Source organism: Siphonobacter sp. SORGH_AS_1065, from assembly GCF_030818595.1.
GTDB lineage: Bacteria > Bacteroidota > Bacteroidia > Cytophagales > Spirosomataceae > Siphonobacter.
This window is the reverse complement of record NZ_JAUTAM010000004.1, coordinates 3,857,104-3,881,590: the sequence shown is the minus strand read 5'-3', so window position 1 is coordinate 3,881,590 and position 24,487 is coordinate 3,857,104. Positions and strand designations below refer to the sequence as shown.

The window sequence follows — 24,487 nt, the reverse complement described above, 5'->3', positions numbered from 1 at the left end:
TCGGAAAACAAACTGCTAATATAGCTAAAATTAACTATGGACTTTACAGGTAAGAACGTCATTATTACTGGTGGTACTACGGGTATTGGATTCGCCACGGCAAAAGCATTCATCGAATCAGGGGCCAACGTGTGGATCACTGGGAGAAATGCTGAAAATCTCCAAAAAGCGAGTAACCAAATACAAAGCCCAAAACTGACCACTGTCGTGTCGGACACTTCCCAACTTGCAGGTATTGCGGCGTTGGAACAAGCGTTCGCAAAGACCGGAAACAAGCTGGATGTTCTCTTTCTGAATGCAGGAATCGGAGTTTTTGAACCCATTATAGAAGTTACCGAAGCAAATTTTGACTCTCAGTTTAACACAAATGTGAAAGGGCATTTTTTCACATTGCAACAATTCATTCCTCACTTGGCGGATGGTGCGTCCGTACTATTCACTTCATCAACTGCTGCTACTGCTGCCAACCTCGGAACCAGCATCTATTCCGCAACGAAGGGAGCACTGAATAAAATTGCTCAAATCGCAGCTAATGAGCTGGCTGATAGAAAAATACGCGTTAACATCATCAGCCCGGGGCCCATTACCACACCAGGTCTGGCTACTGTCATCCCTTCGGAAGCACAAGGTATGCTGGCGGGTGCTACCGCCTTGCAAAGGCTTGGAGACCCCGATGAAATTGCTAAAACAGTCCTGTTCCTGGCATCTGATGCAGCCAGCTTTATCACCGGAGCTGAGATTGTAGCGGATGGTGGTTATCTTACTTATGCATTAAAATAAACTGACATGTATTTTTCATGTCAGTCGAAGAAAGTGATTGTATCTAAAAGGAGAAGGCAGATCCGATGGTCTGCCTTCTCCTTTTAACTATGATTGATTTAAGTCAGCTCAGATTACAAATCCCTTACAGATGGCTTTCGAATTGCAAATCCGAAAGAGCGGAGTTTCATATGTTTTACTGCCCAAATCAAAGTTCCCTCACTACCAACCACTATTCTGCGTCAAATTCGGATTTGCGTCCCGCTGAGACTGAGGCACGGGGTATATTTCAAATTTAGCATCGTAAGGTGGTAAGGTGCTATTAATGATCTGCTCGGGTTTAATGGCCGCCATTTCCTCTTTCAAAGTGCCCCAGCGACGAATGTCGTAAACGGTGGTTAACTCTCCGGTTAACTCCAGACGCCGCTCCCGACGAATGGCCTGTCGTAAATCAGCTACCGAGCTAGCCCGCACTGTCGAAGCTTTCGCCCTGGTTCGTACACGGTTCAGCAAGGGCAAGGCCTGAGCCGTCTGATTCGTTTCATTTAAAGCCTCGGCTAATAAGAGTAACACATCCGAAAATCGTAACTCGATCAAATCGGAGCTATACCCCTGAGCCGCTGCTCCCGAAGGCCGGGCTACGCGAGCCAGTTTTCCGTAGGCCAGTCCACATTCAAAATTACTTTGCAGAAAGATTTCTCCCGTTCGTTTCACGTAATAATGCCGCGTTGTGGGGTTATACACAATGCTGTCTCCCGGTTCAGCCCCGCCGTTTGCCACACCCTTGAATACATACCGATCTACGAGGGTGAAATCCCGACGCGTATCGGTGCGTTCGTAAAGGCGGTACAAATCGTAGGTTAATCCGTAACTCGTCTGTTCATCTCCATTCACTAACCCACGCGGGAAAAGATTAAAGGGAAAGATATTACCGTTTGGATTCGAAGAGTTAATGAAGTAGCCAAAGGATAACACCAGCTCTTTATTCCGTTCATTATCCAGCGAAAAGATCGATTCAAAATCATCCATAAGTCCAAAGTTATACTTGGCCTCATTAGCCGTTCCGACCACTTCCTGCAATTTGGCCGCCGCCCGCTGGTAGTATTCCGATTGATTTAAGGGCTGACCGGCCATCTGCATATATACTTTCCCTAACATGGCCTTCACCGTTCCTGCCGAAACCCGACCGAGATTTTCTCCCGTCCACTGATTGGGTAGATTCGCTTCGGCAAACGTTAAATCTTCAATAATAGCGGCATACACTTCTTCCACCGATGCCCGGGGAGCATAAATCAAGTCCCGATCATTCAGAGAAGTAATTTCACGCAAAATCAGAGGAACGCCGCCAAAATCCCGCACGAGATTGAAGTAAGCGTATCCACGCAGAAAACGAGCTTCGGCGATGTAAGGAGCTGCTGTCGAGTCCTGATCAACTGCCGACCGAGCGTTATCAATGACAATATTCGCCCGATAAATCACCCTATACATTCGCGTCCAGACGGCATCGAAAGCTCCCGCCGAAGGTAAGTGCCCGAACCGATAGTAAGGGTCAGCTCCGGGACCGAGGATGCCCCCCGTGGAATAGCGATGTCCTGATTCACTTAATAGAAAACGGCTCCAGACATCACTAAAATTCGGTGCCGACCAGATCTGGTACACCCCTAACGTTGCCTTATTTAATCCGTCTTCATTACTGAAAACCTGTTCTTTAGAAATGGACGAGAACGGTTCTTCATCCAGGGCATTTCGACAGGAAGAAAGTCCGATTAGTAAGGTAAATCCTAAAAGCAGTCTATTTTTCATGGATTGGCTCATTAAAAGTTGCAGGAAAGACCAAACGTATACGAACGCTGGGCCGGATAAGCTCCGTAGTCAATTCCCTGCTGTAATAAGGACTGATTGAATGAACTTACTTCAGGATCGAATCCTGTATAGTTGGTAATGGTCAACAAGTTGGTTCCCGTTACAAAAAGGCGGAGGTTTTTAACGGGTCCCAACGTAGGAAAACCGTAGGAAAGCGTCAGCATTTTCAATCGGGCGAAGCTACCATCTTCCAGCATGACCGAGTTAATATCGCTCGATCCAATGCCTCGTTGGGTACTTGGGTAACGAGGGTTGTTATGAGGATTGGAAGGGGTCCAGCGGTTAGTATACCAATCCTGAGTCTGGTTGAAAATAACTCCCGCGTAATCTACCAGCCCATTATTGAGGTAAAAACGAGTGAGATTTAGTACGTCATTCCCCACGGACCCGGTGAAAAACGCGGTTAATCCGAAGTTTTTCCAGGTAAAGTCAGTGTTCCAGCCAAATGTAAAATCAGGATTAGATTTGCCCAGAACCTGCCGGTCATCAGCCGTAATTTTTCCGTCTCCGTTCAAATCCTGATACTTCCAGGTTCCCGGAATCTGATCGCTTAAGATTCCATAAGGATAATTGGGCGTTCCTTCTGAATCAAAATCGCCGGGCTGGGCCAGACCCACAATTCGGTTTCCAAAAAACAAGCCCACTTCCCGACCCGGAATCAGAATACCCGAGGTTCCGCCCAGCAGGTTTCCACTGATGTTCACGTAATCTGGCGTGGTTCGTTCGCCCAGATCCAGCAGCGTCGTTACGTTATGGGAAACGTTCAGTCGAGTCGATAGAGTCAAGCTTTTCTTTTGAATAATAGTTGCCTGAATGCTAACCTCTACACCCCGGTTTCGCATGGAACCGTAATTATCCAGAATAGAACTTACACCCGATTGTGAAGGCAGGGTACGGGGTTGTAATAATCCCAGTGTTCGTTTTTCGTAATAGTCAACGCTGAAATTCAGTCGCTCATTAGCTGAACTAAAGTCAATCCCCGCGTTTAACTGTCGCGTCCGTTCCCAGGAAAGATTCGGGTTACCAATGGTTGTGGAATACAAACTGGTCGCAATGTTACCTTCCTGCCCCATCTGGTAAAACCCGCTGTAGAACTGCGTTAGTGAAGAATACGCCCCAATAGCCTGGCTACCCGTTTCCCCGAACGAACCCCGAAGTTTGGCGTTCGAAACAAAGCGAACGTTTTTCATGAAGTTCTCTTCATTGAGATTCCAGGCCACCCCTACCGAAGGAAAAAATCCATACTTTTTGTTAGCTGCAAAGGGCGAAGCTCCATCCAGACGTAACGAAGTATTCAGCACATACTTACCGTTGAACGTATAGTTAACCCGGGCGAAAGCCGATTGGATGGTTCGGTTTTCCTTGAATGATCCAATATTCTGATTCTGAGCACTGCTAATGTTATCTACCCCGAACTCAGGAATTGCGTAACCCGTAGAATTGGTGTTGAGTAACTCCACAATCTGCTGGTTATATTCTACCCCAAGCGTTGTGTTGAGGTAATGTTTATTAGCAAAATTGTTTTCATACAGGAAATAGGAATTCAGGTTATAGCTATACGTATTCGCCAGGGTATTGCTGCCGCTCCCGTTCGAGGCATATCCCTCCGCCGTGGTGGGGGGCAGAAAAACTTTCCGACGCGTCAGGTTCTGATTTGTACCTACGCTTACCACCAATTGCAGCCCTTTCACAATTTTGAACCAGTTTTCCAGGTTCAGAATGGAGTAATCATTGAGCGAAACATCCGTTTTGGACATCAACTCATTGTAAGGATTGGCGAAGTAATAACCCGAATAATTGGGAATTCCGGCACTGTTGAAGCCCAGGTAATCTAGACCAAGCGTCGGTGGTGCTTTCAATCCATCCAGTAACCCACCCGAACTCGGCCAGGCTTTAGAAGACGTAATGGCCCGGTTGGATTGCTGACGGACCAGCGAAAGCTGAGCTTTCACGGTGTACCAATCGGTAATATCGCTGTTAATATTAGCCCGAAAACTACCCCGATTGTTATTGGAATTAATGATCGTTCCGCGTTCGTGGAGGTAATTGGTGGAAAGGTAAAAGGATGTTTTAGGTCCTCCACCCGAAACGCCTACCGTAATATCCTGCCGAAAACTAGGCTGGGTAATCGCCTTTACCCAATCGGTGCTGGGCATAGTAGCGTTGATGTCCGTGAAAGCCGGAGGTCGGTTCGTCAAGGCGTAAGATTCGTTAATGACTTCCGCATACTGCCGACTGTTCATCATCTGAATCGGATTGGCGATTTGTCCAAACGACGTTCGATTGACTAATTCTACCCGTCCTTCGCCCCGCTTGCCACTTTTGGTTGTAATCAGAATCACCCCGTTAGCCCCCCGTGAACCATAAATCGCCGTCGCCGAAGCATCTTTCAATACTTCCATGCTTTCAATATCGTTCGGGTTAATGCCGTACAACCCGTTCTGAGCGTAAGCTCCCGTAAAATTGGCGGAAGCTTCGCGGTAAGGCGGCATTGGAAATCCATCGACGACATAAAGCGGCTCATTATTACCGCTCAGGGAGTTATTACCCCGAATCCGAACGACGGTAGAAGCACCCGGTTCCCCCGACGATTCCGTTACCTGCACGCCCGTCGTCCGTCCCTGCAAGGCCTGATCAATGGTATTAACCACCGCCGTTTTTATCTCCGTTGCAGATACCCGGGAAGTGGCACTGGCAAGATCCCGTTTGTTTTGCGTACCGTACCCTACCACCACGACTTCTTTCAACGCTTTTACATCCGGCCTCATCGAAACATTAATCGTACTTAGATTCCGAACGGGCTGTTCCTGGGCTTGATACCCGGTAAAACTGAAGACTAAAATGGATTGAGCGTTCGGCACTTTAATCTGATACGTTCCATCAACCGCCGTAATGGTCTGAATCTTCGTGTTTTTTACGGTAATTCCAACACCGGGTAAGCCTCCCGCTTTTTCATCCGAAACTTTTCCTCTGACGACTTTCCCACCCGGTAGGCTATCCGTAGCAGCATTTTGAAGCGGTGGTGGTGTAGACAATGAATCTGCTTTGGCCGGTGTTTGAGTAGGTTTGGGAACCGTATCCTGCTTGACCGCCGGGATGGGTACCGAATCTTGCTGAAGTACACTCCTTCGGGGAGCGGTAGTGTCCGGTTTCGCGGCTGGTCTGACGGGAGGCCGATTAACGGAGTCAGGCTTGCTCATGGGAACCGACGTTGTATCGGGCTTTGTTTTAGGTTTGACTAGCGTGTCTGGTTTTACCGCAGGTCGGGTCGGAACCGGAATGGTATCTGACGTAATAATCGGAACGGAAGTAGTATCAACCCTAGGTCTGCTAAGGGTGTCTGGCGGTGTCTGCTGAGCCTGGCTTTCCGTATAACTCATCACACAAAAGGCCAGTATACTCATTCGTTTACAGTAATAACTCACTCCGGTAGCGTGCAGAGTAAGCCATAAAGGTTGACGCTTTTTCATACGTTAATAATAGAGACTGAATATTCCCTGATCCTTTTATTAAGCGAACCTGTTGTGGTCTGTATACTGACACAACGGCATTATTTCAGTCTTTATAAAAGGCTGATGTGTACTTGTTCAAAGAGAATTGAATTCGGTGTAGGGCTTTGATTAATATTCAGAAATTCTAAATATTATCGTTACTCGAAAGAAAATGATACTAGTACTTAGACAGATTTTTAAAGGCTTATTTCATCTTAAAAAAATTATTCCAGTTACGTATTAATAGATTTATTTCGATTTAATAAAAAGTTTTATTATTGTATATTTTCAATAAAATTACCATTTAACTATCTGTCATACAGTACATTGTATCTATATATACAATGATTTAATTTCAAAAATCCATTTATAGCTTATTTTACTATCGCGTTTATTTAGCTTAACTAATCTTGTATTAAAAAGTGCAATACATGGAAATTGACTAGAAATGAGATTTTTCTTTCTTATTTCAATCCCTAACAATTTCTGGAGCGAGATTCTACTCCATTCCTACTCTACCTGCCATTACACGTTATATAATCTCCTGATAAAATAAAAAAAGAGGAAGCGATTTGTATCGCTTCCTCTGCTATTGAGATTAAGTAGGTATCTTCTGATTCTTCTATACTTATCAATTCACTTACCTCCGATTACGTAAGGCCACGGCTACACGTTGCTGAACGCCAGTCTGGTGGTGCATAATTTTAGAAGCCGTTGAGCGGGCAATTTTGCGTTCACGAATAAACACGTGTACAGCAGCTAGAATACTTAATGCAATCATGATCGACGCCGCCATTCTGATTGGGGTTACTTTTTCATTCGTAGTGGATTGATGAAATACTGCGTAAATGAGCAATCCCAGGATGGCAATACAGACGAAGATCATACAATTTGACGGTTAGTGTTTTGGTATTTTCAAAGTTAAACAGATTTCCGACAATCCAAAGATATAATTCAATTTATTGTTAGTTAAATACATATTAATTAACAGTTATTAATTTGTAATCGGCTTTCGTCGCAACAACGGGCTTAGTTTGCCCATACTTTGGTACATTTAAGCTCCCTTATCTACTAATAACCTGAGCAATTTTCAATGAGGCTTCGTTTTTCACTCTTCGCTCTAATCCTGTTTGTTTATACTGTCGGGTATGCTCAAGTACCCAAACCGCTCCCTCCGGGGGAAATTCTTCTCAATCTCAAAAAACTCAATGTACTGGGGTCTGTGCTCTACGTAGCCGCTCACCCAGACGACGAGAACACCATTATGCTGTCCTGGCTGGCTAAAGAACGGCTGGCCCGAACGGGTTACCTGTCGCTCACTCGCGGCGATGGGGGCCAAAACCTGATTGGCAGCGAACAGGCCGACTTAATGGGTTTGATTCGTACGTATGAGTTATTGGGAGCCCGTGCTATTGATGGTCCTGAGCAATACTTCAGTCGGGCCAACGACTTTGGTTTTTCCAAGAATACCGAAGAAACATTGGACGTCTGGGGAAAGAATACCGTGCTGGCCGACATCGTCTGGCGAATTCGTAACTTCCGTCCCGATGTCATGATCTGCCGCTTCCCCCCCGATCCGAGAGCAGGCCATGGGAATCACTCGGCTTCGGCTTATCTGGCCGAGGAAGCCTTCAAAATGGCAGGTGATCCTACCCAATTCCCCGAACAACTCAAGTTTGTAAAGCCCTGGCAGCCGAAACGGATCCTATGGAATACGTTTGCGTTCGGTATAAACCCGGCCCAGCGACCCAGCGAAGGTAGTTGGATTTCGGTTGAAATTGGTGGGTATAATCCATTGCTGGGTATCTCTTATCCCGAACTGGCGGCAGAAAGTCGTTCCCAACATAAATCCCAGGGATTCGGCGTTGCCAAATCGCGTGGACTGAAAATTGAGTACCTCGTTCATAAAAACGGAGATAAAGCAACGAAAGATCTGTTTGAAGGGGTGGAGACAAGCTGGAAACGCGTGAAGGGCGGCGAAGCTGTGCAACGCGTTATTACCCAGGCAATGCAGGAATTCAAGCCCGAACAGCCTTCGGCTATTGTCCCCCTGCTGGTTCAGGTCTATCAATTGGTTAATAAGCTAGATGATGCCTACTGGAAAGAGCAAAAGAAGAAAGAGTTATCACAGCTCATCGTGGCTTGTGCCGGACTTTACTACGAAAGTAATCCTTCGAAATTTGCTGTAGCCGGAGGAGAAGGCATTACCCTCACCACAACGATTATCAAACGCTCAGACATACCCGTCACTTTAAAATCGGTGCGTTTCAAAGGTTTTCAGAAAGATACAACGCTTCATCTTTCGCTGCCTGATAATGAGTTACAACGCTTCAGTAATAGCTTTACCATTCCTCTCAATCAGCCCATTACACAGCCGTATTGGCTACTACAGCCCAAAATGAGCAAAGGTATGTATCGGGTGGATGAATTAGCCATCAATGGCTTACCCGAAAAACCTGCTGATTTCCAGACGGAGTTTTCGGTGGACATTAATGGTCTTCCCCTGACGCTTCAGGTTCCTGTTACCTACAAATACACCGACGCCGTTCGCGGTGAGTTATACCGTCCCTTTGAGGTTCGTCCGGTCATTACGGCAACCCCTTCTGATAAAGTGCTGGTTTTCCCGGACGGTCAGCCCAAAAGTTATAGTGTGATGCTGAAGGCTTCCAAGGCGAATGTATCGGGTCAGGTTAGTCTGGAGTTACCGAAAGGATGGAGGTCTGAACCGACTCAGATTCCCGTTGATTTTACTACCAAGTTTCAGGAACAGACGGTTACCTTCCAGCTAATTCCTCCGAAAGAAGCTTCAGACGCTAGCGTAAAAGTGGTCGTGAAAACAAAGGATGAAGTTTCTTCGCGGGGGCTTTACGAAATTGGCTATGAGCACATTCCTCCGCTGGCGGTTTTTCCCGCCGCCGAAACCAAACTGGTGCGGTTAGCCATTCAGAATAAGGCTAAAACCATTGGGTATATTCCCGGAGCAGGTGATGAAATTCCGGCAGCTTTACGTCAGATGGGCTGTTCCGTAACCCTCCTAGGTGAAAAAGAATTAACCGGATCATTAGCAGCATACGACGCCATTGTGGTGGGGGTTCGGGCCTACAACGTGAACCCTCGCATGAACTATTACCAGCCGCGTTTGATGGAATACGTAAAGAATGGCGGTACCATGATCGTTCAGTATCAGGTTAACTCAGGCATTCAGCCCCTGGAAAAAGGCATGGGCCCCTATTCTTTCCATTTATCCAGAGATCGGGTAACGGTAGAAGAAGCGGAGATGCGTTTGCTTCAACCCAACCATCCGATTGTCAATACACCTAATAAAATAACTGATGCCGACTTTAAAGGCTGGGTTCAGGAACGTGGCTTGTACTTCGCCGATCAGTGGGCTCCAGAGTATCAAACCATTTTCAGTAGTAACGATCCCAATGAACAGCCTCTGAACGGTGGGATGCTGGCCACACAGTATGGCAAAGGCTGGTATGTTTTTACAGGTTATGCTTTTTTCCGGCAGTTACCCGCCGGTGTTCCCGGGGCGTACCGATTGTTTGCTAACCTGATTTCTTTAGGGAAGTAATCCTTGTAGATAGATCAGATCCCCGTTAATGAAAAAGACGTGACCGAACAGTCACGTCTTTTTTGATTATACACGAGCCATTGAACTACTGCTGCACCAGTGTTAATACGGGCACTTCGGAATGGTTAACCACCTTTTCGGCAATGCTGCCATGAAACCAGTGACTCAGTCCCGTGCGGCCATGCGTGTACAAAGCGATTAAATCGGCATTGATTTCTTCGGCATAACGGATAATTCCGGCTTCTTCACTTACGGCGTCAATAATCGCGTAGGAATACGATTCCAATTTCAAATCAACGGCCAGCTCGGTCATGTCTTCTTCGAGGTCATCAAAACTACGATCCAGGTAACCCGTATTTACCGTCAGGAAGTGTGGATGGGCTTTTCGAACATCTGCAAAGGCAAAGAAAGCATGCAAGGCTTTGGTATTCGTAAAATCCGTTGGAAACAGTACTTTCTGATAGGCAATCGGTTCAGCATTCTTGATAATCAAAACCGGGCATTTGGCATACCTTACTACCCGCTCGGCATTGGAACCTGTGGTTTTCTCCTTCCAGCCCGTAGCTCCTTCCGAGGCCATTACAATCAAATCGGCTTTACTGGAAGCAATGGTTTCACCGATAGTGCTCATTTGCCGGTTCACAATGGCTGATATGGGAACCTGATGATACTTGGGCTGGTCTAACAAGCAACGCATTCGGTTTTCGATAGATTCTACGCGTTCCTCAAAGGCATCATCCATGTCCTGATCCCAGCTTCCTTCAGCATGAGCGTCCATTAATATAGGTTCGGGGTATTTCACAACTCCCAACAATAAAATGGAAGCCTGAGCGGGAATAGCCAGTTCAACAGCCCGATCAAGGGCTTTCAGGGAAAGGGGACTAAAATCAGTAGGAACCAATATCGTTTTCATTTCATCAGGCGTTTATATCTACTTCAAAACAACAAGATCAGCCTGATTATGCGAATGCGATTTACTACCTTCGGCAGGTAATAAATGTCATTTTTTAGTTGATGTTTTTTGTAGATTATACACCTACCAAAGCCTTACCGCTGGCACTGGCAGCAAATCAGTCAGCAGCGTACTTAACCCCACTAACTCCCCTTCCGCTACCAGCTTTTCTGCTGGTAGCAACCACCTCAGGACCAAGAAAGTAAGTAGATTTAAAAGTGATGCTGCATTATCGTCTTTGGCCCGTAGAACTTAAAACATCTAGCATTTAGGGCCATTCCCTAATACATGACGATCAGAATATGAAGTGCCCCCCAAAAGTTTTTGTCCAACTTTTGGGGGGCACTTCATTAATAGTGATACCCTTATGTAATCTATTAAGCCTAGCAGACGTTTAAATTGTATTTTGCTAAAATTACTACTGCTTTTCTCTAAAAGAGGAACTGTGATATTTTCTAAAGAAAAAAAACATACTTGTTCCCCAGATAACACCTCCTAGAATAGAACACCAAAATCCTATAGATAATGGGTTCCAATTACCGGATGGAGTTAGGAACATCATTGCCATGGAAAACAGTACGGATCCGGTAATGATTCTAGTAATTATTGTTTGCCGATTCATACACGTGTAATTTATCTAAAGCAACTAGTTAATAACTTAGAGACAATACCAGATATTACTCCACCCGCAAATCCCACTACATTTCCAGCTATAGTTCAAGTAACGAATCTAACAACTACCTCTGCTAACACGCTTCTGGTGTTTACGCTATATCCACTACTAGGTGAAGCTTTTCTGACAGCATTTAAAATCAATTTTTGTTTTCATCGTACATAGTCGCACAAACGCGGCCCACCCGATTATTTACACCGAAATATACAGTTGAGTGAGTATTATTTAAATTATTCTATTCGTAATAAAGGTAGAATGATTTCTAAAATGTTTCCCTTCCTAATAGTTAAACATAAGGAATACAATAGGGACACATACAATGCTGGCAGCGGATCAGCCAGAGTATCTAGCATCACTAACCCGCCTACCGCTACCAGCTTTTATGCTGGTAGCAACCACCTTAGGACCAAGAAAGTAAGCAGATATCAAAGTATTGCTGCCAGCAAATTCACAGGGTTACCATGAAAAGACCCCGGCCTTGGCCGGGGTCTTTTTACTATTCATACGTCAAGTACAATTAAGCTCCTACGCCACGACGGATGATATTCAGAGCCCCACCAGCCTTAAACCACTCGATTTGAGCCGCGTTATAAGTGTGATTCACTGGGAATGTCTCCGTAGAACCATCGGCGTGATTCAGCACGATTGTTAATTGCTTGTCGGGAGCAAATTCCGTCAATCCTACGATGTCGATGGTGTCGTCTTCAAGGATTTTATCATAATCGGCAGGATCTGCGAAAGTCAGGGCTAACATGCCTTGTTTCTTCAGGTTAGTTTCATGGATACGGGCGAAAGATTTCACCAGAATCGCACGAACGCCTAAGTGACGAGGCTCCATGGCCGCGTGCTCGCGGGAAGAACCTTCACCGTAGTTCTCATCTCCTACCACGATCGATCCAATACCGGCTGCTTTGTACCCACGCTGAACACCGGGAACCGTTCCTACTTCGCCCGTGAGCTGGCTCTTCACTTCGTTCGCCTTATCGTTGAAGAAGTTGGTAGCACCAATCAAGAGGTTGTTGGAAATATTATCCAGGTGACCACGGAATTTCAACCAGGGACCCGCCATGGAGATATGATCCGTTGTACATTTCCCTTTAGCTTTGATTAACAGCTTCAGGCCCGTAATGTCCGTTCCTTCCCAAGGCGTGAAAGGCTCCAGTAATTGCAGACGATCTGAAGTAGGAGAAACAATAACCTGAACCGTAGATCCATCTTCAGCCGGAGCCTGGTAACCTGCGTCTTCTACCGCAAAACCACGGGGAGGTAATTGTAGTCCCTGCGGTTCATCGAATTTCACTGCCTGGCCTTCCTCGTTTACTAACGTATCCGTCATGGGATTAAACGTAAGGTCACCTGCGATGGCGAAGGCCGTTACGATCTCTGGAGAGGCTACGAAAGCGTGCGTGTTGGGGTTACCATCATTACGTGATTTGAAGTTCCGATTAAACGACGTAATGATCGAATTTTTTCTGGTAGGGTCCTGCGTGTGACGAGCCCACTGACCGATACAAGGTCCGCAGGCATTGGCCATTACTACAGCACCCATCGTGTCAAAAATGCTGATGAAGCCGTCCCGTTCGATGGTAAAACGAACTAGTTCTGAACCGGGAGTAATCGTATATTCAGCTTTTGCCTTCAGCTTCTTGTCAACTGCCTGTTGAGCCACGCTAGCCGCACGGCTGATGTCTTCGTAAGACGAGTTGGTACAGGAACCGATCAAACCTACTTCTAATTCAGCAGGCCAGTTGTTTTCTTTCACTGCCTGAGCAAATTTAGAAAGGGGCCAAGCTAAATCCGGCGTGAATGGACCGTTGATGTGTGGTTCCAGCGTATCCAGATTCAGTTCCAGTAGCTGATCATAGTATTTTGCAGGATCAGCGTATACTTCATCATCCGAACGGAGGTATTCAGCCACGTCGTCAGCCAGTTCAGCTACGTCCGCCCGGCTGGTACCTCTCAGGTATTCCGACATTTTAGGGTCATAAGCGAAGATGGAAGTCGTTGCTCCGATTTCAGCACCCATGTTACAAATCGTTGCTTTACCCGTAGCGGAAAGGCTTTCTGCCCCTTCACCGAAGTATTCAACGATGGCACCCGTACCCCCTTTTACTGTTAACTGACCCGCTACCCAGAGGATCACGTCCTTAGCAGAGGCCCAGCCACTCAGCTTACCTGTCAGTTTTACCCCAATCAATTTAGGTTGTTTCAATTCCCAGGCCAAACCTGCCATTACGTCACAGGCATCTGCACCACCTACCCCAATCGCAACCATACCCAGACCACCAGCATTTGGAGTGTGAGAATCCGTCCCGATCATCATACCACCCGGGAATGCGTAGTTTTCCAAAACTACCTGGTGAATAATACCAGCTCCGGGTTTCCAGAAACCTACTCCATATTTATTTGATACCGAAGAAAGGAAATCAAATACTTCCTTCGATTGTTGCACTGCATTTGAAAGGTCTTCTTTTGCTCCTACTTTTGCCTGAATCAGGTGGTCACAATGCACCGTTGAAGGAACCGCAACCTGAGGACGTCCGGCTTGCATAAACTGCAATAAAGCCATCTGAGCCGTCGCATCCTGCATAGCTACGCGGTCAGGAGCGAAATCAACGTAGTCTTTGCCACGCAGATATTCTCTTTCCAGAGGATTTTCCCACAAGTGGGTATATAAAATTTTCTCTGAAAGAGTTAGCGGACGACCTAGTACTTGCCGAGCGGCGGCCACTCGTTCTGGCATCCGGGCGTACACGGCCTTAATCATTTCAATATCAAAAGCCATCGTTTTATATAGTAAGCGTTAAAATAAATTAAGGAACAGTTTCAGCCCCAAAAATACGGGCCAAGCGGGGCTGATTCTTGGCTAATAGCTTAAAAATCGTGGTCAAATATTATACTTTTCACGATTTTCTTGCTATTAAAAACTCGTTCACTGGCATGAGTTTTATATATTTTCAACTATTATAACGGACAATAAGTTTATTATTCCTTAAGATCTAATTGCATCTGTTTAAAATTTTGTCCTTTACTTTGGCACACGCTTCCCATACACCTATAACCGAAACATATGGCTAAGAAGAACCTCGTCATCGTAGAGTCTCCGGCGAAGGCAAAGACCATTGAGGGTTACTTGGGGGCTGATTTTCAGGTAAAATCGAGCTTTGGACACGTCCGCGATTTACCTGATAAAGGCCTTGCAATTGACATCAAAAATGGCTTTTTACCGACGTACGAAGTCTCTCCCGAAAAAATAAAAGTGGTCAACGAACTGCGTCAACTGGCAAAATCTTCGCAAGAAGTTTGGCTGGCAACTGACGATGACCGCGAAGGAGAAGCCATTTCCTGGCACCTGAAAGAAACCTTAGGATTACCCGACACTACGAAGCGAATTGTGTTTCGGGAAATTACTAAAACTGCCATACAAAAAGCGATTCAAAGTCCCAGAATGATCAATATTGATCTGGTGAATGCCCAACAGGCTCGCCGGGTGCTAGACCGTCTGATTGGTTTTGAGTTATCGCCGGTTCTCTGGGAAAAAGTAAAGCGTGGCCTTTCAGCCGGTCGTGTACAATCGGTGGCGGTTCGCCTCGTTGTTGAGCGTGAGCGTAGCATCGATCAGTTCCAAACCAAGTCCAGCTTCAAAGTAACCGCCCAATTTTTACTCGAAGGCGGAAAAGTACTGAACGCGGAGTTACCCAAGAATTTCGAAACGGAAGATCAGGCCCGGGCATTTCTCGAAAAATGTAACGGAGCTACGTTCACCATTCGGAATATGGAAACCAAACCGGCTAAAAAATCGCCGGCTCCTCCGTTTACGACTTCTACTCTTCAGCAGGAAGCCAGCCGCAAGCTGGGTTATTCGGTGGCCTCAACCATGCAGATCGCCCAGAAACTGTACGAAGCAGGGAAAATCAGTTATATGCGTACGGATTCGACCAACCTGAGTGAGGAAGCTCTGGCGAAATCCAAAACCTCTATTACCGATCAATTTGGTGAAAAATACTCGCAACAGCGACGCTACAAAACCAAAAACGACTCGGCCCAGGAAGCTCACGAAGCCATCCGTCCGACTGATTTTTCAGTTCCATCTGCTGGCGAAACCCGTCAGGAACAACGTCTTTATGAATTAATCTGGAAACGGGGAATCGCCTCACAAATGGCCGATGCCCAACTAGAGCGTACCACTGCAACTATTGGCATTTCTACTACTTCAGAAGAATTAGTCGCTCAGGGCGAGGTCATTAAATTTGACGGTTTCCTAAAGGTTTATCTAGAGTCGAAGGATGATGAGGATGAAGAAAGCAAAGGAATGCTTCCTCCTTTAACCATCGGTCAAATGCTGAATCTGGATACGCTGAAAGCCACCGAACGCTTTACGCGGCCACCGGCTCGGTTCACGGAAGCAAGTTTGGTGAAGGAACTGGAGGAACGCGGCATTGGTCGTCCTTCTACCTACGCTCCGACCATTTCCACGATTATCAAACGCGAATACGTCGTTAAGGAAGATCGTCCCGGTAAGGAGCGTAATTTTCAGGAGCTGACGCTAAAAGACCAGAAGATTACCGTCAAGACCAATAAAGAAAATTACGGCACGGAAAAAGCCAAGTTATTCCCAACGACCATCGGTATGATTGTGAATGACTTTCTGGTGGATAATTTCGATAATGTCGTTGACTTTAAATTCACGGCAGAGGTTGAAGAAGAATTTGACAAGATTGCCGACGGCCAGATTCAGTGGCAAAGCATGATTGACAACTTCTATAAATCTTTCCATCAAACCATTGAGCAAAGTTCAAGTGCTGAACGCAGTTCCGTAAAATCGGCCCGTGAGTTAGGCGTTGACCCTAAATCTGGAAAAACCGTCTCAGTTCGGCTGGGTAAATACGGTCCTTTTGCTCAGTTGGGCGATTCCAAAGAAGATCAGAAACCTCAATACGCTCCTCTTCCCAAGGATAAGTTACTCGAAAGTATTACCCTGGAAGAAGCCATCGAGTTATTCAAGTTACCTCGCGTAGTGGGTGAATTGGAAGGGAAAGAGCTACTTGTTAACATTGGGAAACTTGGTCCTTACATCAAATTTGATGAGAAGTACTATAACCTCAGCGAAGGCGATGATCCTTATACCATTGACGAAGAACGAGCCATCGCAGTCATTCAGGAACGCCGGGCGGCGGAAGCTTCCGATGCCATTGGTGAATTTGAGGGTCAGCCCGTTACCAAAGGCAAAGGTCGTTTTGGTCCTTACGTAAAGCACAGTGGTAAATTCTATTCACTCACCCGTGGCATCAGTTTGGAGACCGTAACGCTGGAAGAAGCCATTACAATTATCCAGAATAAGCGAACGGCGGAAGCGAATAAGGTTATTAAGGAATTCCCTGAAAACGCAACGGTGAAGGTACTGAATGGTCAGTATGGCCCTTACATTCAGATTGGAAAACGGAACGTTAAAATTCCAAAAGGTACTGACCCGGCTACGTTAACCCTTGAGCAATGCCTGGAATTGGGTGGCGAAACCGCCGCTCCGGCAGCCGAGAAAAAGCCTACTACGCGTAAGAAGGTGTCTACGGCTAAGAAGTAACTTTATGATTTACCATTCCTGCTGCCAGCTCCTATGTGCTGGCAGCAGTGGTTATAAGCAATAAGCTCTGATCCTATGAAGAAGCTGGTCGTTTTAAGTGGTGCCGGAATTTCAGCGGAAAGCGGTATCAAAACCTTCCGGGATTCGGACGGACTTTGGGAAAATTACCGGATTGAAGACGTCGCCACACCAGAGGCCTGGCTTCGAAATCCTGAACTTGTACTGGATTTTTATAACCAGCGAAGAAAACAGGCCCTCACGGCAGAGCCCAACGAAGCCCACCGGATTCTGGCGGATCTACAGGAACATTTTGACGTACAAATCATTACCCAAAACGTTGATAACCTGCATGAACGAGCGGGTAGTAAAAAGGTGTTGCATCTGCACGGAGAGCTTTTCAAAGTTCGGTCCACCCACAATCCTGAGTTAATTTATGAGCTGGATGGTTGGGAACTGAAGACGGGAGATTTGTGCGAAGCAGGCAGTCAGTTACGTCCGCACATTGTCTGGTTTGGGGAGGAGGTTCCAGCGATGATGGAAGCGATTCCCATGTGCGAAGAAGCGGATGTATTTGTGGTCGTAGGAACCTCTCTGCAAGTGTACCCGGCGGCTGGTTTAGTGGATTATGTTTTCTCAAGTGTACCTGTTTTCGTAATTGATCCGCAATCACCAAAAGTTTCTCGCCGAAAAAACGTTACTTACATTCAGGAAACCGCAAGCTTAGGAATGCAGATGCTTAGAAGCCAATTAATCCAATAGCTTAACCTTTTACTTTTAACACTATTTAGGAAGTATCCCCTGGATTTTTCTGGATCTGAATGGGGTTCTATTGATCGAACATTTTATCAACACGAATACATATGCGTAAATGGTTCATTCCGGTAGCCATTCTGGCTGCTCACCTGGCAACGGCTCAATCTCAGGCCCCCGTTACGGAACCCGTACAACTGAAAGCTCCCGCCAACTGGTTTAATTTAGATTATGACGCGGATAAAGTTCGTGGAGTTAGTACGGAGAAAGCCTATGAGTTACTGAAAAAACGGAAGTCTAGCCCCGTGATTGTCGGAGTTATTGACTCGGGTATTGATGTCAATCATGAAGACTTAAAGTCTAAAATCTGGACCAATCCCAAGGAAGTTGCGGGGAACGGAAAAGATGACGATCATAACGGCTACGTGGATGATGTAAATGGCTGGAGCTTTTTGGGTAATAAAAACGGACAAAACATTGATAAGGAAAGTCTGGAATTAACCCGGGAATACGGAAAGTATAAAAAGCTATTTGGCGATAAAACCGAAGCCGACATTCCGGCTGACCAGAAGGAGGCTTTTACGTATTATCAGGAATTAAAAATTGCCTATAACGAAAAAGCTCAGGAATCACGGATGATGCTTCCGATGATCGACAACCTGCTGAAGACTTACAAAGATGCGAGTAACGTTCTGAAAGGCTATTTGAAGAAGGATAACTTTACGGCTGATGACATTGCCAAGATCGATAAATCAACGGTAGACAGTGCAGTGAAGAAAGCCATTGCGGCTTATGAACGCGGCTATCAGATGGGTTATAGCGAAAAAGATCTTCAGGAAGCGTATGACCATTACAAAACAGAAGCCGAGGTTCAGTTAAACCCCGATTTCAACGAACGGCAGACGATCATTGGCGATAACCCCGAAGATACCAAAGATCATAACTACGGTAATAACGACGTAATCGGACCTGACGCTCGCCACGGTACGCACGTAGCGGGTATCATTGGAGCCGACCGTTCCAATAACCTGGGTATGAAAGGGGTAGCTGATAACGTAAAAATCATGGTCGTGCGGGCGGTTCCTGATGGAGACGAACGTGACAAAGACGTAGCTAATGCCATTCGCTACGCCGTAGACAACGGTGCTCAGATTATCAATATGTCTTTCGGAAAAGCGTATTCTCCTCAAAAAGAGGCCGTTGATGAGGCGGTTAAGTATGCAGAATCGAAGAATGTTCTGTTAGTTCACGCAGCAGGTAACGAATCGCTGAATACAGACGTAGAGCCCAACTACCCCAACCGTAAGCTGAAAGCAGGCGGTGAACCAGCGAACTGGCTGGAAGTAGGTGCCATCAGCCACGAAGCTAATAAGGTAGCCAGCTTCTCGAACTACGGCAAAAAAGGCGTGGACCTCTTCTCTCCCGGTGTTGCGATTTACTCGACAGTCCCCGGTTCAAAATACGAAGAACTGGACGGTACCTCGATGGCCTCTCCCGTAGCAGCAGGCGTGGCAGCTTTAGTGAAATCTTATTTCCCTAAAATTTCGGCGGCTCAGTTAAAGCAATTATTGGTGGAATCAGCGACTAAATTTCCTACTCAACAGGTAAACTTACCCGGCGGTGAAGGTCAGGTACCTTTCGGAGATTTGTCTAACTCTGGTGGCGAAGTAAATGCCTATAACGCAGTCAAACTGGCTTTGGAATGGGAAAAAGCAGGTAAGATCAAGTAATCTTATTGTGTTAGCATAAAAGACTGCGGGCCTCACTAATTGGTGAGGCCCGCAGTCTTTTATGCGTGTTAATATATAGTAGTTGTGGGCTCACCTGTCATTCAGAGCGAAGCGAAGAACCTTACTGGACTGACTGGTGACTTCATTACTGGCAAATGATGTTTCTTAAGGATAACGCTGGTGCGAGATTCCATCTTGTTCCTAGCTTAATACTCTTAACCTTCCCAACAACCCCTAACTAACAACTAAAAACAAATTACTTCTTCAACCCATCCCAAACCGTGTTCACCGCCGTATTAAGAAGCATGATGTTCACCGATAAATCGCCAGAGAGTTTCATTTTCACTACGGCGGTTATGTTACCGTACACCATCCAGGCCATCAGTTTTGAAGAGATATCTTTGAGTTGGCCCGTATGGATTCCTCTTCTTAAAAACTCCCAAAGGGGTGTATAAAAGTTGAATACATCCTCCTTGGAATCTTTAGTCATGATGGGAGAATTGGCGTAATGCTCAATGAATAAAAATTGATCGGGATTAGTGACGTAATATTCATACAAGCCTAGAAAAACGCCTCGGAAACGATCTTTATACGGCTTCTGAGCATCATCCGACTCCGCAATGACCAGAGCAATTTTCTCCCGGTACATCGCAAAAAGTTCGTCGATGAGCTGTTCTTTACTCTCAAAATAATGGTAAATCGTTCCGGCGGCTACATTGGCGTGTTTTGCCACCATACTCATGGGCGTGGCATGAAATCCGTTTTTAGAAATCAGATCCAGCGTGGCTTCCAGAATCGCCGTTCGCTTGTCCTGCGGTCTTCCTGACTGTTTATTCATCATGTAAGCTTGAGTGTATAGGTCTACCCGGAGGATGAGGTTCTGTCAATCAGTAATTTAATCGGGCTACAATAATACCCGTCTGGTCTCGATGGCGAGCGAGATAATCCGCCAGTGGTTCCGAAGAAACAACCACTTTCTTTTGATCCGTCGAAGCATGTAATAAATGAATGCGTCCATTTCTCCGGTAAGCAAAACCTTCGTGAGACACATCCAGTCCAGCTTTAGCCGTAGTAATGCCAATGACATCACCCGTCTGCATTTTGGACTCAAGGACAGCGATCTTATTTTTCGGAATATAATAGTTGTTCACTGCATTTAACTCATTTTCAATTTTTTCTACGAGTTTAAATGCCTTTTCATCCGCCAACTGCACGTACAAATTGCGATGCTGGGTCATGAAATGAATGGGTTTATGATACGCTTCTCCGCCCCATTCTTCGGCCATCAACTTCGCTTCACCGTAGGTTTGGAGTTGTTGTAGAAACGAAGAAAAATAGTGTAACCGACTTCCGTACCCATTCACCTGCCCCTGGTAATACCGATAGTGGGCCAGGTTTTTCTGGAACTGTTCTGTAGTTAGACTATCCGTTTGAACCGAACGCGTGAAAGCCAGCACGTTTTCTACGAAAGTAGTGCAATCCAGTTCATGAAGATTGATAACCAGCTTCTCCTCTCCCGGCTGTTCCAGCGTTCGAGCTACGTAAGGAGTATTCTGAAAACTCAGAGCGATGCGGCCAGCGGTTTCTCCTGCCGTTACTCCTTTAGGAATATGGAGTTTCTGGGTAATAAGTTCTTCATCTTTCGAAAAAGAATTCAACGTCAGCACCAGTAAGCCCAGGACAGCAGTTTTCCAGAATGTAATCATGTGATGATTTAGATGTAAGCAGGTTCAAGAAGCCAGAAAGCTTTCTGAAAGTTCCGTTCTTAAAGAACTTACGACGGAAGTTTTGGTTTCAGATTTTCTTCATCGCTAATTCTCAGCGATAACAAACCCGCTATCATCAGTAAAACGCCGCCCATAACGATTACCTGAATGGGTTGTAAACCCAGAAAACGGGCCAGAGCGGCTAAACCTAAACTGGCGACCACCTGTGGTAATACAATGAAAAAATTGAAGACTCCCATAAAGAACCCCATCCGATCGGCGGGTAAGCTTCCCGCCAGCATCGCGTAAGGAATGGAGAGAATACTCGTCCAGGCAATGCCAACGCCCGTCATAGACAGCAGAACCAGATTAGGGTCTTCTATAAAGTAAATCGAAATCAAGCCTAAGCCTCCTGCCGACAAACACAGCAGGTGCGTGACTTTTCGGCCCAGCTTACTCGCCATGTAGGGTAAGAATAAGGCAAATAAAGCCGCAACACCGTTATACATGGCCATTGCAATACCCACAAAATCAGCCCCTTCATTATAGAGTTTGGATTGGGTATCGGTTGTTCCGTATAGGTGCTGAGTAACCGCGTTCGTCATGAAAATCCACATGCAGAACAGGCCGAACCAGGTAAAAAACTGCACGGCTGCCAGTTGTTTCATCACCTTCGGCATTTCAAATAAACCCGAATACGCTTCTCTAAAAACGTCGGATAATCGAACGCGGGCGTGTTCCCGACGAAAGGCTTCCAAATCTTCCGGCGGATATTCTCTGGAAGTTAATACCGTATATAAAACGCAGACAAAAAAGACCGCCGCCCCGATGTAGTAAGACCATCGCACGGCATCCGGGATTTTGCCAACATCGGCGGTATTACTGACACCAAAGGCCGAGAGAATGGCTGGTAAAGCCGAGGCTATGACGGCTCCAACCCCAATAAAAAAGCTTTGCATGGCAAACCCCGCCGTGCGTTGTTCGGAAGGTAACAAGTCGCCCACAAAGGCCCGAAAGGGTTCCATAGAAATATTAATGGAGGCGTCCATGAGCCATAGCACGGTTCCTGCCATCCACAACTCCGAGGAATTGGGCATCAGAATCAGAGCAAGCGAAGCCAATACCGAACCCAGAAAGAAAAAAGGTCGCCGACGGCCCCAGGTCGTATGCCAGGTACGATCACTCAGGTAACCAATCACGGGTTGCACGAGCATTCCCGTGATTGGTGCCGCAATCCAGAGGATGGGAATTTCATCGGCATTCGCTCCCAGCGTGGAAAAAATACGGCTGGTATTGGCATTCTGCAACCCCAGGCCAAACTGTATGCCCATAAATCCAAAGCTCATGTTCCAGATTTGCCAGAACGATAATCGGGGTCGGTTCACAACGGAAGTATGGGTCATACCACAGGTTTTTATTGGGGGGTAATTTCGAAAACGAACACACCATTGGCCGGAATTTGTATTGAAATGCTTTCCGTAGCCCGGAATGATCCCTTTACTTTTTTCGCCAGCAGTAGGTCTTTGTATTGATAATTCCCTTCCGGGTTCAGCCCGACTAATATCCAGAAGTGTTGGGGAATGCGAACTTCCGCCGTCCGGGATTCTTCCCGATGGAAGTTGGTTACGAACAAGAGAATCTGATTTTCCGTGTAACGGAGGTAACTGTACATATGCACGTCATCATAACCCGGCGATTGCCCCCAGTTATTGACGTATTGTAAATCATAAAAATGACCCGTCTGAACGGCTTCCGATTTTTGACAGAGCTTATTAACGGCCGCGTAGAAATCATACAACTGCTTTTCCTCGGCGTTTAACTGACCTCCATCAAACTTGCCTTCGTTCATCAACTTTTGCCATTGAGGAACGGCCCACCAGTCAAAAATCGTCGTTCTGCCGTCTTTCGTCTGAAAGCCCTCCGCGTCCGCCGCGGGCTCGCCTACCTCCTGGCCGAAGAACAACATCAGTGGCCCCCGTCCCATCGTAGCACTTACCACCCAGGCCGGAATCGCGTAGTTGGGGTTTCGAGCAAAAAACTCACTGGCAATACGTTGTTCGTCGTGGTTTTCCAGAAACCGTAACATGTGCTGATCGATATCCCCCGATTCCTGTTGCCAGATTCTGGTAATATCCGCCACATTTCCCCGGCCTTCCATCAACGCTCTCAAGGTATCGTAAAGTCCTACTTTGTCGTAGAGGTAATCAAATTTTCCGTTGAAGATGTAGTTATGATACTGAGCCGGATTATAGATTTCGGCGATGAAATCAACGGTATATTTGGCCTTCACTTGCGGAATACACCAGCCCCAGAACTCCACCGGAACCATTTCGGCCATATCGCAACGGAAGCCATCGACGCCCTTGCTGGCCCAAAACAGCAGAATATCCCGCATCTTGAACCAGGTGTTGGGAATAGGATCAAAATGCGTAGCCCGGTTTTTCAGGTAATCCACGCCATAATTCAGCTTCGTGGTTTCATACCAGTGATTAATGTTCGGACGGGAAGAAAATACGTCATCACCCGTCGCTTTGGCGGGGTACTCATGGTAAGGCTGTACTGATTCGACGGGTACGTGTACGCCTTCGGGAATGATAAATTCCTCGCCGGGCAGGTAATAAAAATTGTTTTCGGGAGAAAAAGCTACGCCCGATAAATCGCCTTCGCCCAAATCCAGAACGCCCGTAGGTTTCACGTCAGAATGATACTGACGAGCAACGTGATTGGGCACGAAATCAATGATTAATTTCAGCTTCTGCTTATGAACCCGTTCGACCATTGCCTCAAATTCGGCCATGCGATGGGTTGGGTTCTCAGCTAAAAAAGGGTTTACGTCGTAATAATCTTTAATGGCATAAGGCGAACCAGCCCGACCCTTGATAACCGCTGGATGATCTTTCGGAATGCCCAGCTCTGAGAAATCCTCCATGGTAGCGTGTTCAATAACGCCCATAGTCCAGACGTGGGTAATGCCAAATTTCTTGAGGCTTTTTAAAGCCGTTTCGTTTACGTCACTAAAGGTTCCGGTGCCGTTTTCCTTCAGGGAGCCCCAGGGCTTTACCTGCTTATTTTTATTACCGAATAAACGAATGGTCAATTGGTAAATAAGTAACTTATGATTGGGTGAGGTGCTAGACATGTGGTTGTCAGGGAAGTTTAAAGGGTACTGGCAGGAAAAACTAACGCAAACTTCTGAACAGTCCGTGTTTTTCCGATTGATTCGTTAAGTATCGTAAAATTCATTAACAATGCAGAATCTACTGTGTTTTAAAATCCTGTAATTAAATGCGGCTTTAGACTTATATTTCGGTAGCATTCTTGAAAATATCAATCTTTAACACTGATTTTCGCCTTAAAAATATATTATATCTAATTAAATTAATATTTATTCACTAAAGAATTACC

General features: G+C 46.1%; 14 protein-coding genes. 5 read left to right on the top strand and 9 right to left on the bottom strand.

Annotated elements, in window-relative coordinates; translation table 11 throughout:
• Nucleotides 1-36 precede the first annotated feature (36 nt).
• Nucleotides 37-780 carry an SDR family NAD(P)-dependent oxidoreductase gene (locus QE390_RS16735; protein WP_106634833.1) on the top strand — a complete coding sequence of 248 codons (744 nt, stop codon included), beginning with the start codon at nucleotides 37-39 and terminating at the stop codon, nucleotides 778-780.
• 201 nt (nucleotides 781-981) lie between these two features.
• On the opposite strand, the gene QE390_RS16730 is transcribed toward QE390_RS16735, so the two are convergent.
• The 3 genes from QE390_RS16730 to QE390_RS16720 form a co-directional block, all read right to left on the bottom strand.
• Nucleotides 982-2,562, bottom strand: coding sequence for a RagB/SusD family nutrient uptake outer membrane protein (locus QE390_RS16730; protein WP_307142988.1), 1,581 nt, complete (start codon nucleotides 2,560-2,562; stop codon nucleotides 982-984).
• An 11-nt stretch (nucleotides 2,563-2,573) separates the two neighbouring features.
• The gene (locus tag QE390_RS16725; protein ID WP_307142987.1) at nucleotides 2,574-6,092 is read right to left on the bottom strand and encodes a TonB-dependent receptor; all 3,519 of its coding nucleotides are present in this window, start codon (nucleotides 6,090-6,092) and stop codon (nucleotides 2,574-2,576) included.
• A 661-nt stretch (nucleotides 6,093-6,753) separates the two neighbouring features.
• The gene (locus QE390_RS16720) at nucleotides 6,754-6,999 is read right to left on the bottom strand and encodes a hypothetical protein (protein WP_307142986.1); all 246 of its coding nucleotides are present in this window, start codon (nucleotides 6,997-6,999) and stop codon (nucleotides 6,754-6,756) included.
• A gap of 207 nt (nucleotides 7,000-7,206) precedes the next feature.
• Here QE390_RS16720 and QE390_RS16715 point away from each other — a divergent pair, with 207 nt between their 5' ends.
• Nucleotides 7,207-9,690 (top strand): PIG-L family deacetylase, encoded by a 2,484-nt coding sequence (locus QE390_RS16715; protein WP_307142985.1) that lies wholly within the window; start codon nucleotides 7,207-7,209, stop codon nucleotides 9,688-9,690.
• An 85-nt stretch (nucleotides 9,691-9,775) separates the two neighbouring features.
• Here QE390_RS16715 and QE390_RS16710 read toward each other — a convergent pair whose 3' ends face one another.
• Together QE390_RS16710 and QE390_RS16705 are read right to left on the bottom strand one after the other, a co-directional pair.
• Nucleotides 9,776-10,603 carry a universal stress protein gene (locus tag QE390_RS16710; RefSeq protein WP_307142984.1) on the bottom strand — a complete coding sequence of 276 codons (828 nt, stop codon included), beginning with the start codon at nucleotides 10,601-10,603 and terminating at the stop codon, nucleotides 9,776-9,778.
• Between the two features lie 1,229 nt (nucleotides 10,604-11,832).
• Nucleotides 11,833-14,100: an aconitate hydratase gene (locus QE390_RS16705; RefSeq protein ID WP_307142983.1), complete on the bottom strand. Its 2,268-nt coding sequence runs from the start codon at nucleotides 14,098-14,100 to the stop codon at nucleotides 11,833-11,835.
• Between the two features lie 285 nt (nucleotides 14,101-14,385).
• On the opposite strand from QE390_RS16705, the gene topA reads away from it, so the two are divergent.
• The 3 genes from topA (at nucleotide 14,386) to QE390_RS16690 (ending at nucleotide 19,376) form a co-directional block, all read left to right on the top strand.
• On the top strand, nucleotides 14,386-16,896 hold the full coding sequence (topA, locus tag QE390_RS16700; protein ID WP_307142982.1) for a type I DNA topoisomerase: 2,511 nt from the start codon (nucleotides 14,386-14,388) through the stop codon (nucleotides 16,894-16,896).
• 75 nt (nucleotides 16,897-16,971) lie between these two features.
• Complete coding sequence (locus QE390_RS16695) at nucleotides 16,972-17,655, top strand: NAD-dependent deacylase (RefSeq protein ID WP_307142981.1); 684 nt, start codon at nucleotides 16,972-16,974, stop codon at nucleotides 17,653-17,655.
• Nucleotides 17,656-17,756: 101 nt separating this feature from the next.
• Entirely contained in the window at nucleotides 17,757-19,376 is a 1,620-nt protein-coding gene (locus QE390_RS16690; protein ID WP_307142980.1) for a S8 family peptidase, read from the top strand.
• 256 nt (nucleotides 19,377-19,632) lie between these two features.
• Here the strand turns inward: QE390_RS16690 and QE390_RS16685 are convergent, their stop codons facing one another.
• The 4 genes from QE390_RS16685 to QE390_RS16670 form a co-directional block, all read right to left on the bottom strand.
• A complete protein-coding gene (locus QE390_RS16685) occupies nucleotides 19,633-20,217 on the bottom strand; it encodes a TetR/AcrR family transcriptional regulator (RefSeq protein WP_106634842.1) in 585 nt (194 codons plus the stop codon).
• A 46-nt stretch (nucleotides 20,218-20,263) separates the two neighbouring features.
• A complete protein-coding gene (locus QE390_RS16680) occupies nucleotides 20,264-21,082 on the bottom strand; it encodes an N-acetylmuramoyl-L-alanine amidase-like domain-containing protein (RefSeq protein WP_307142978.1) in 819 nt (272 codons plus the stop codon).
• 68 nt (nucleotides 21,083-21,150) lie between these two features.
• A complete protein-coding gene (locus QE390_RS16675; RefSeq protein ID WP_307142977.1) occupies nucleotides 21,151-22,485 on the bottom strand; it encodes an MFS transporter in 1,335 nt (444 codons plus the stop codon).
• Nucleotides 22,486-22,496: 11 nt separating this feature from the next.
• Entirely contained in the window at nucleotides 22,497-24,221 is a 1,725-nt protein-coding gene (locus QE390_RS16670) for an alpha-amylase family protein (protein ID WP_307142976.1), read from the bottom strand.
• Nucleotides 24,222-24,487 lie beyond the last annotated feature (266 nt).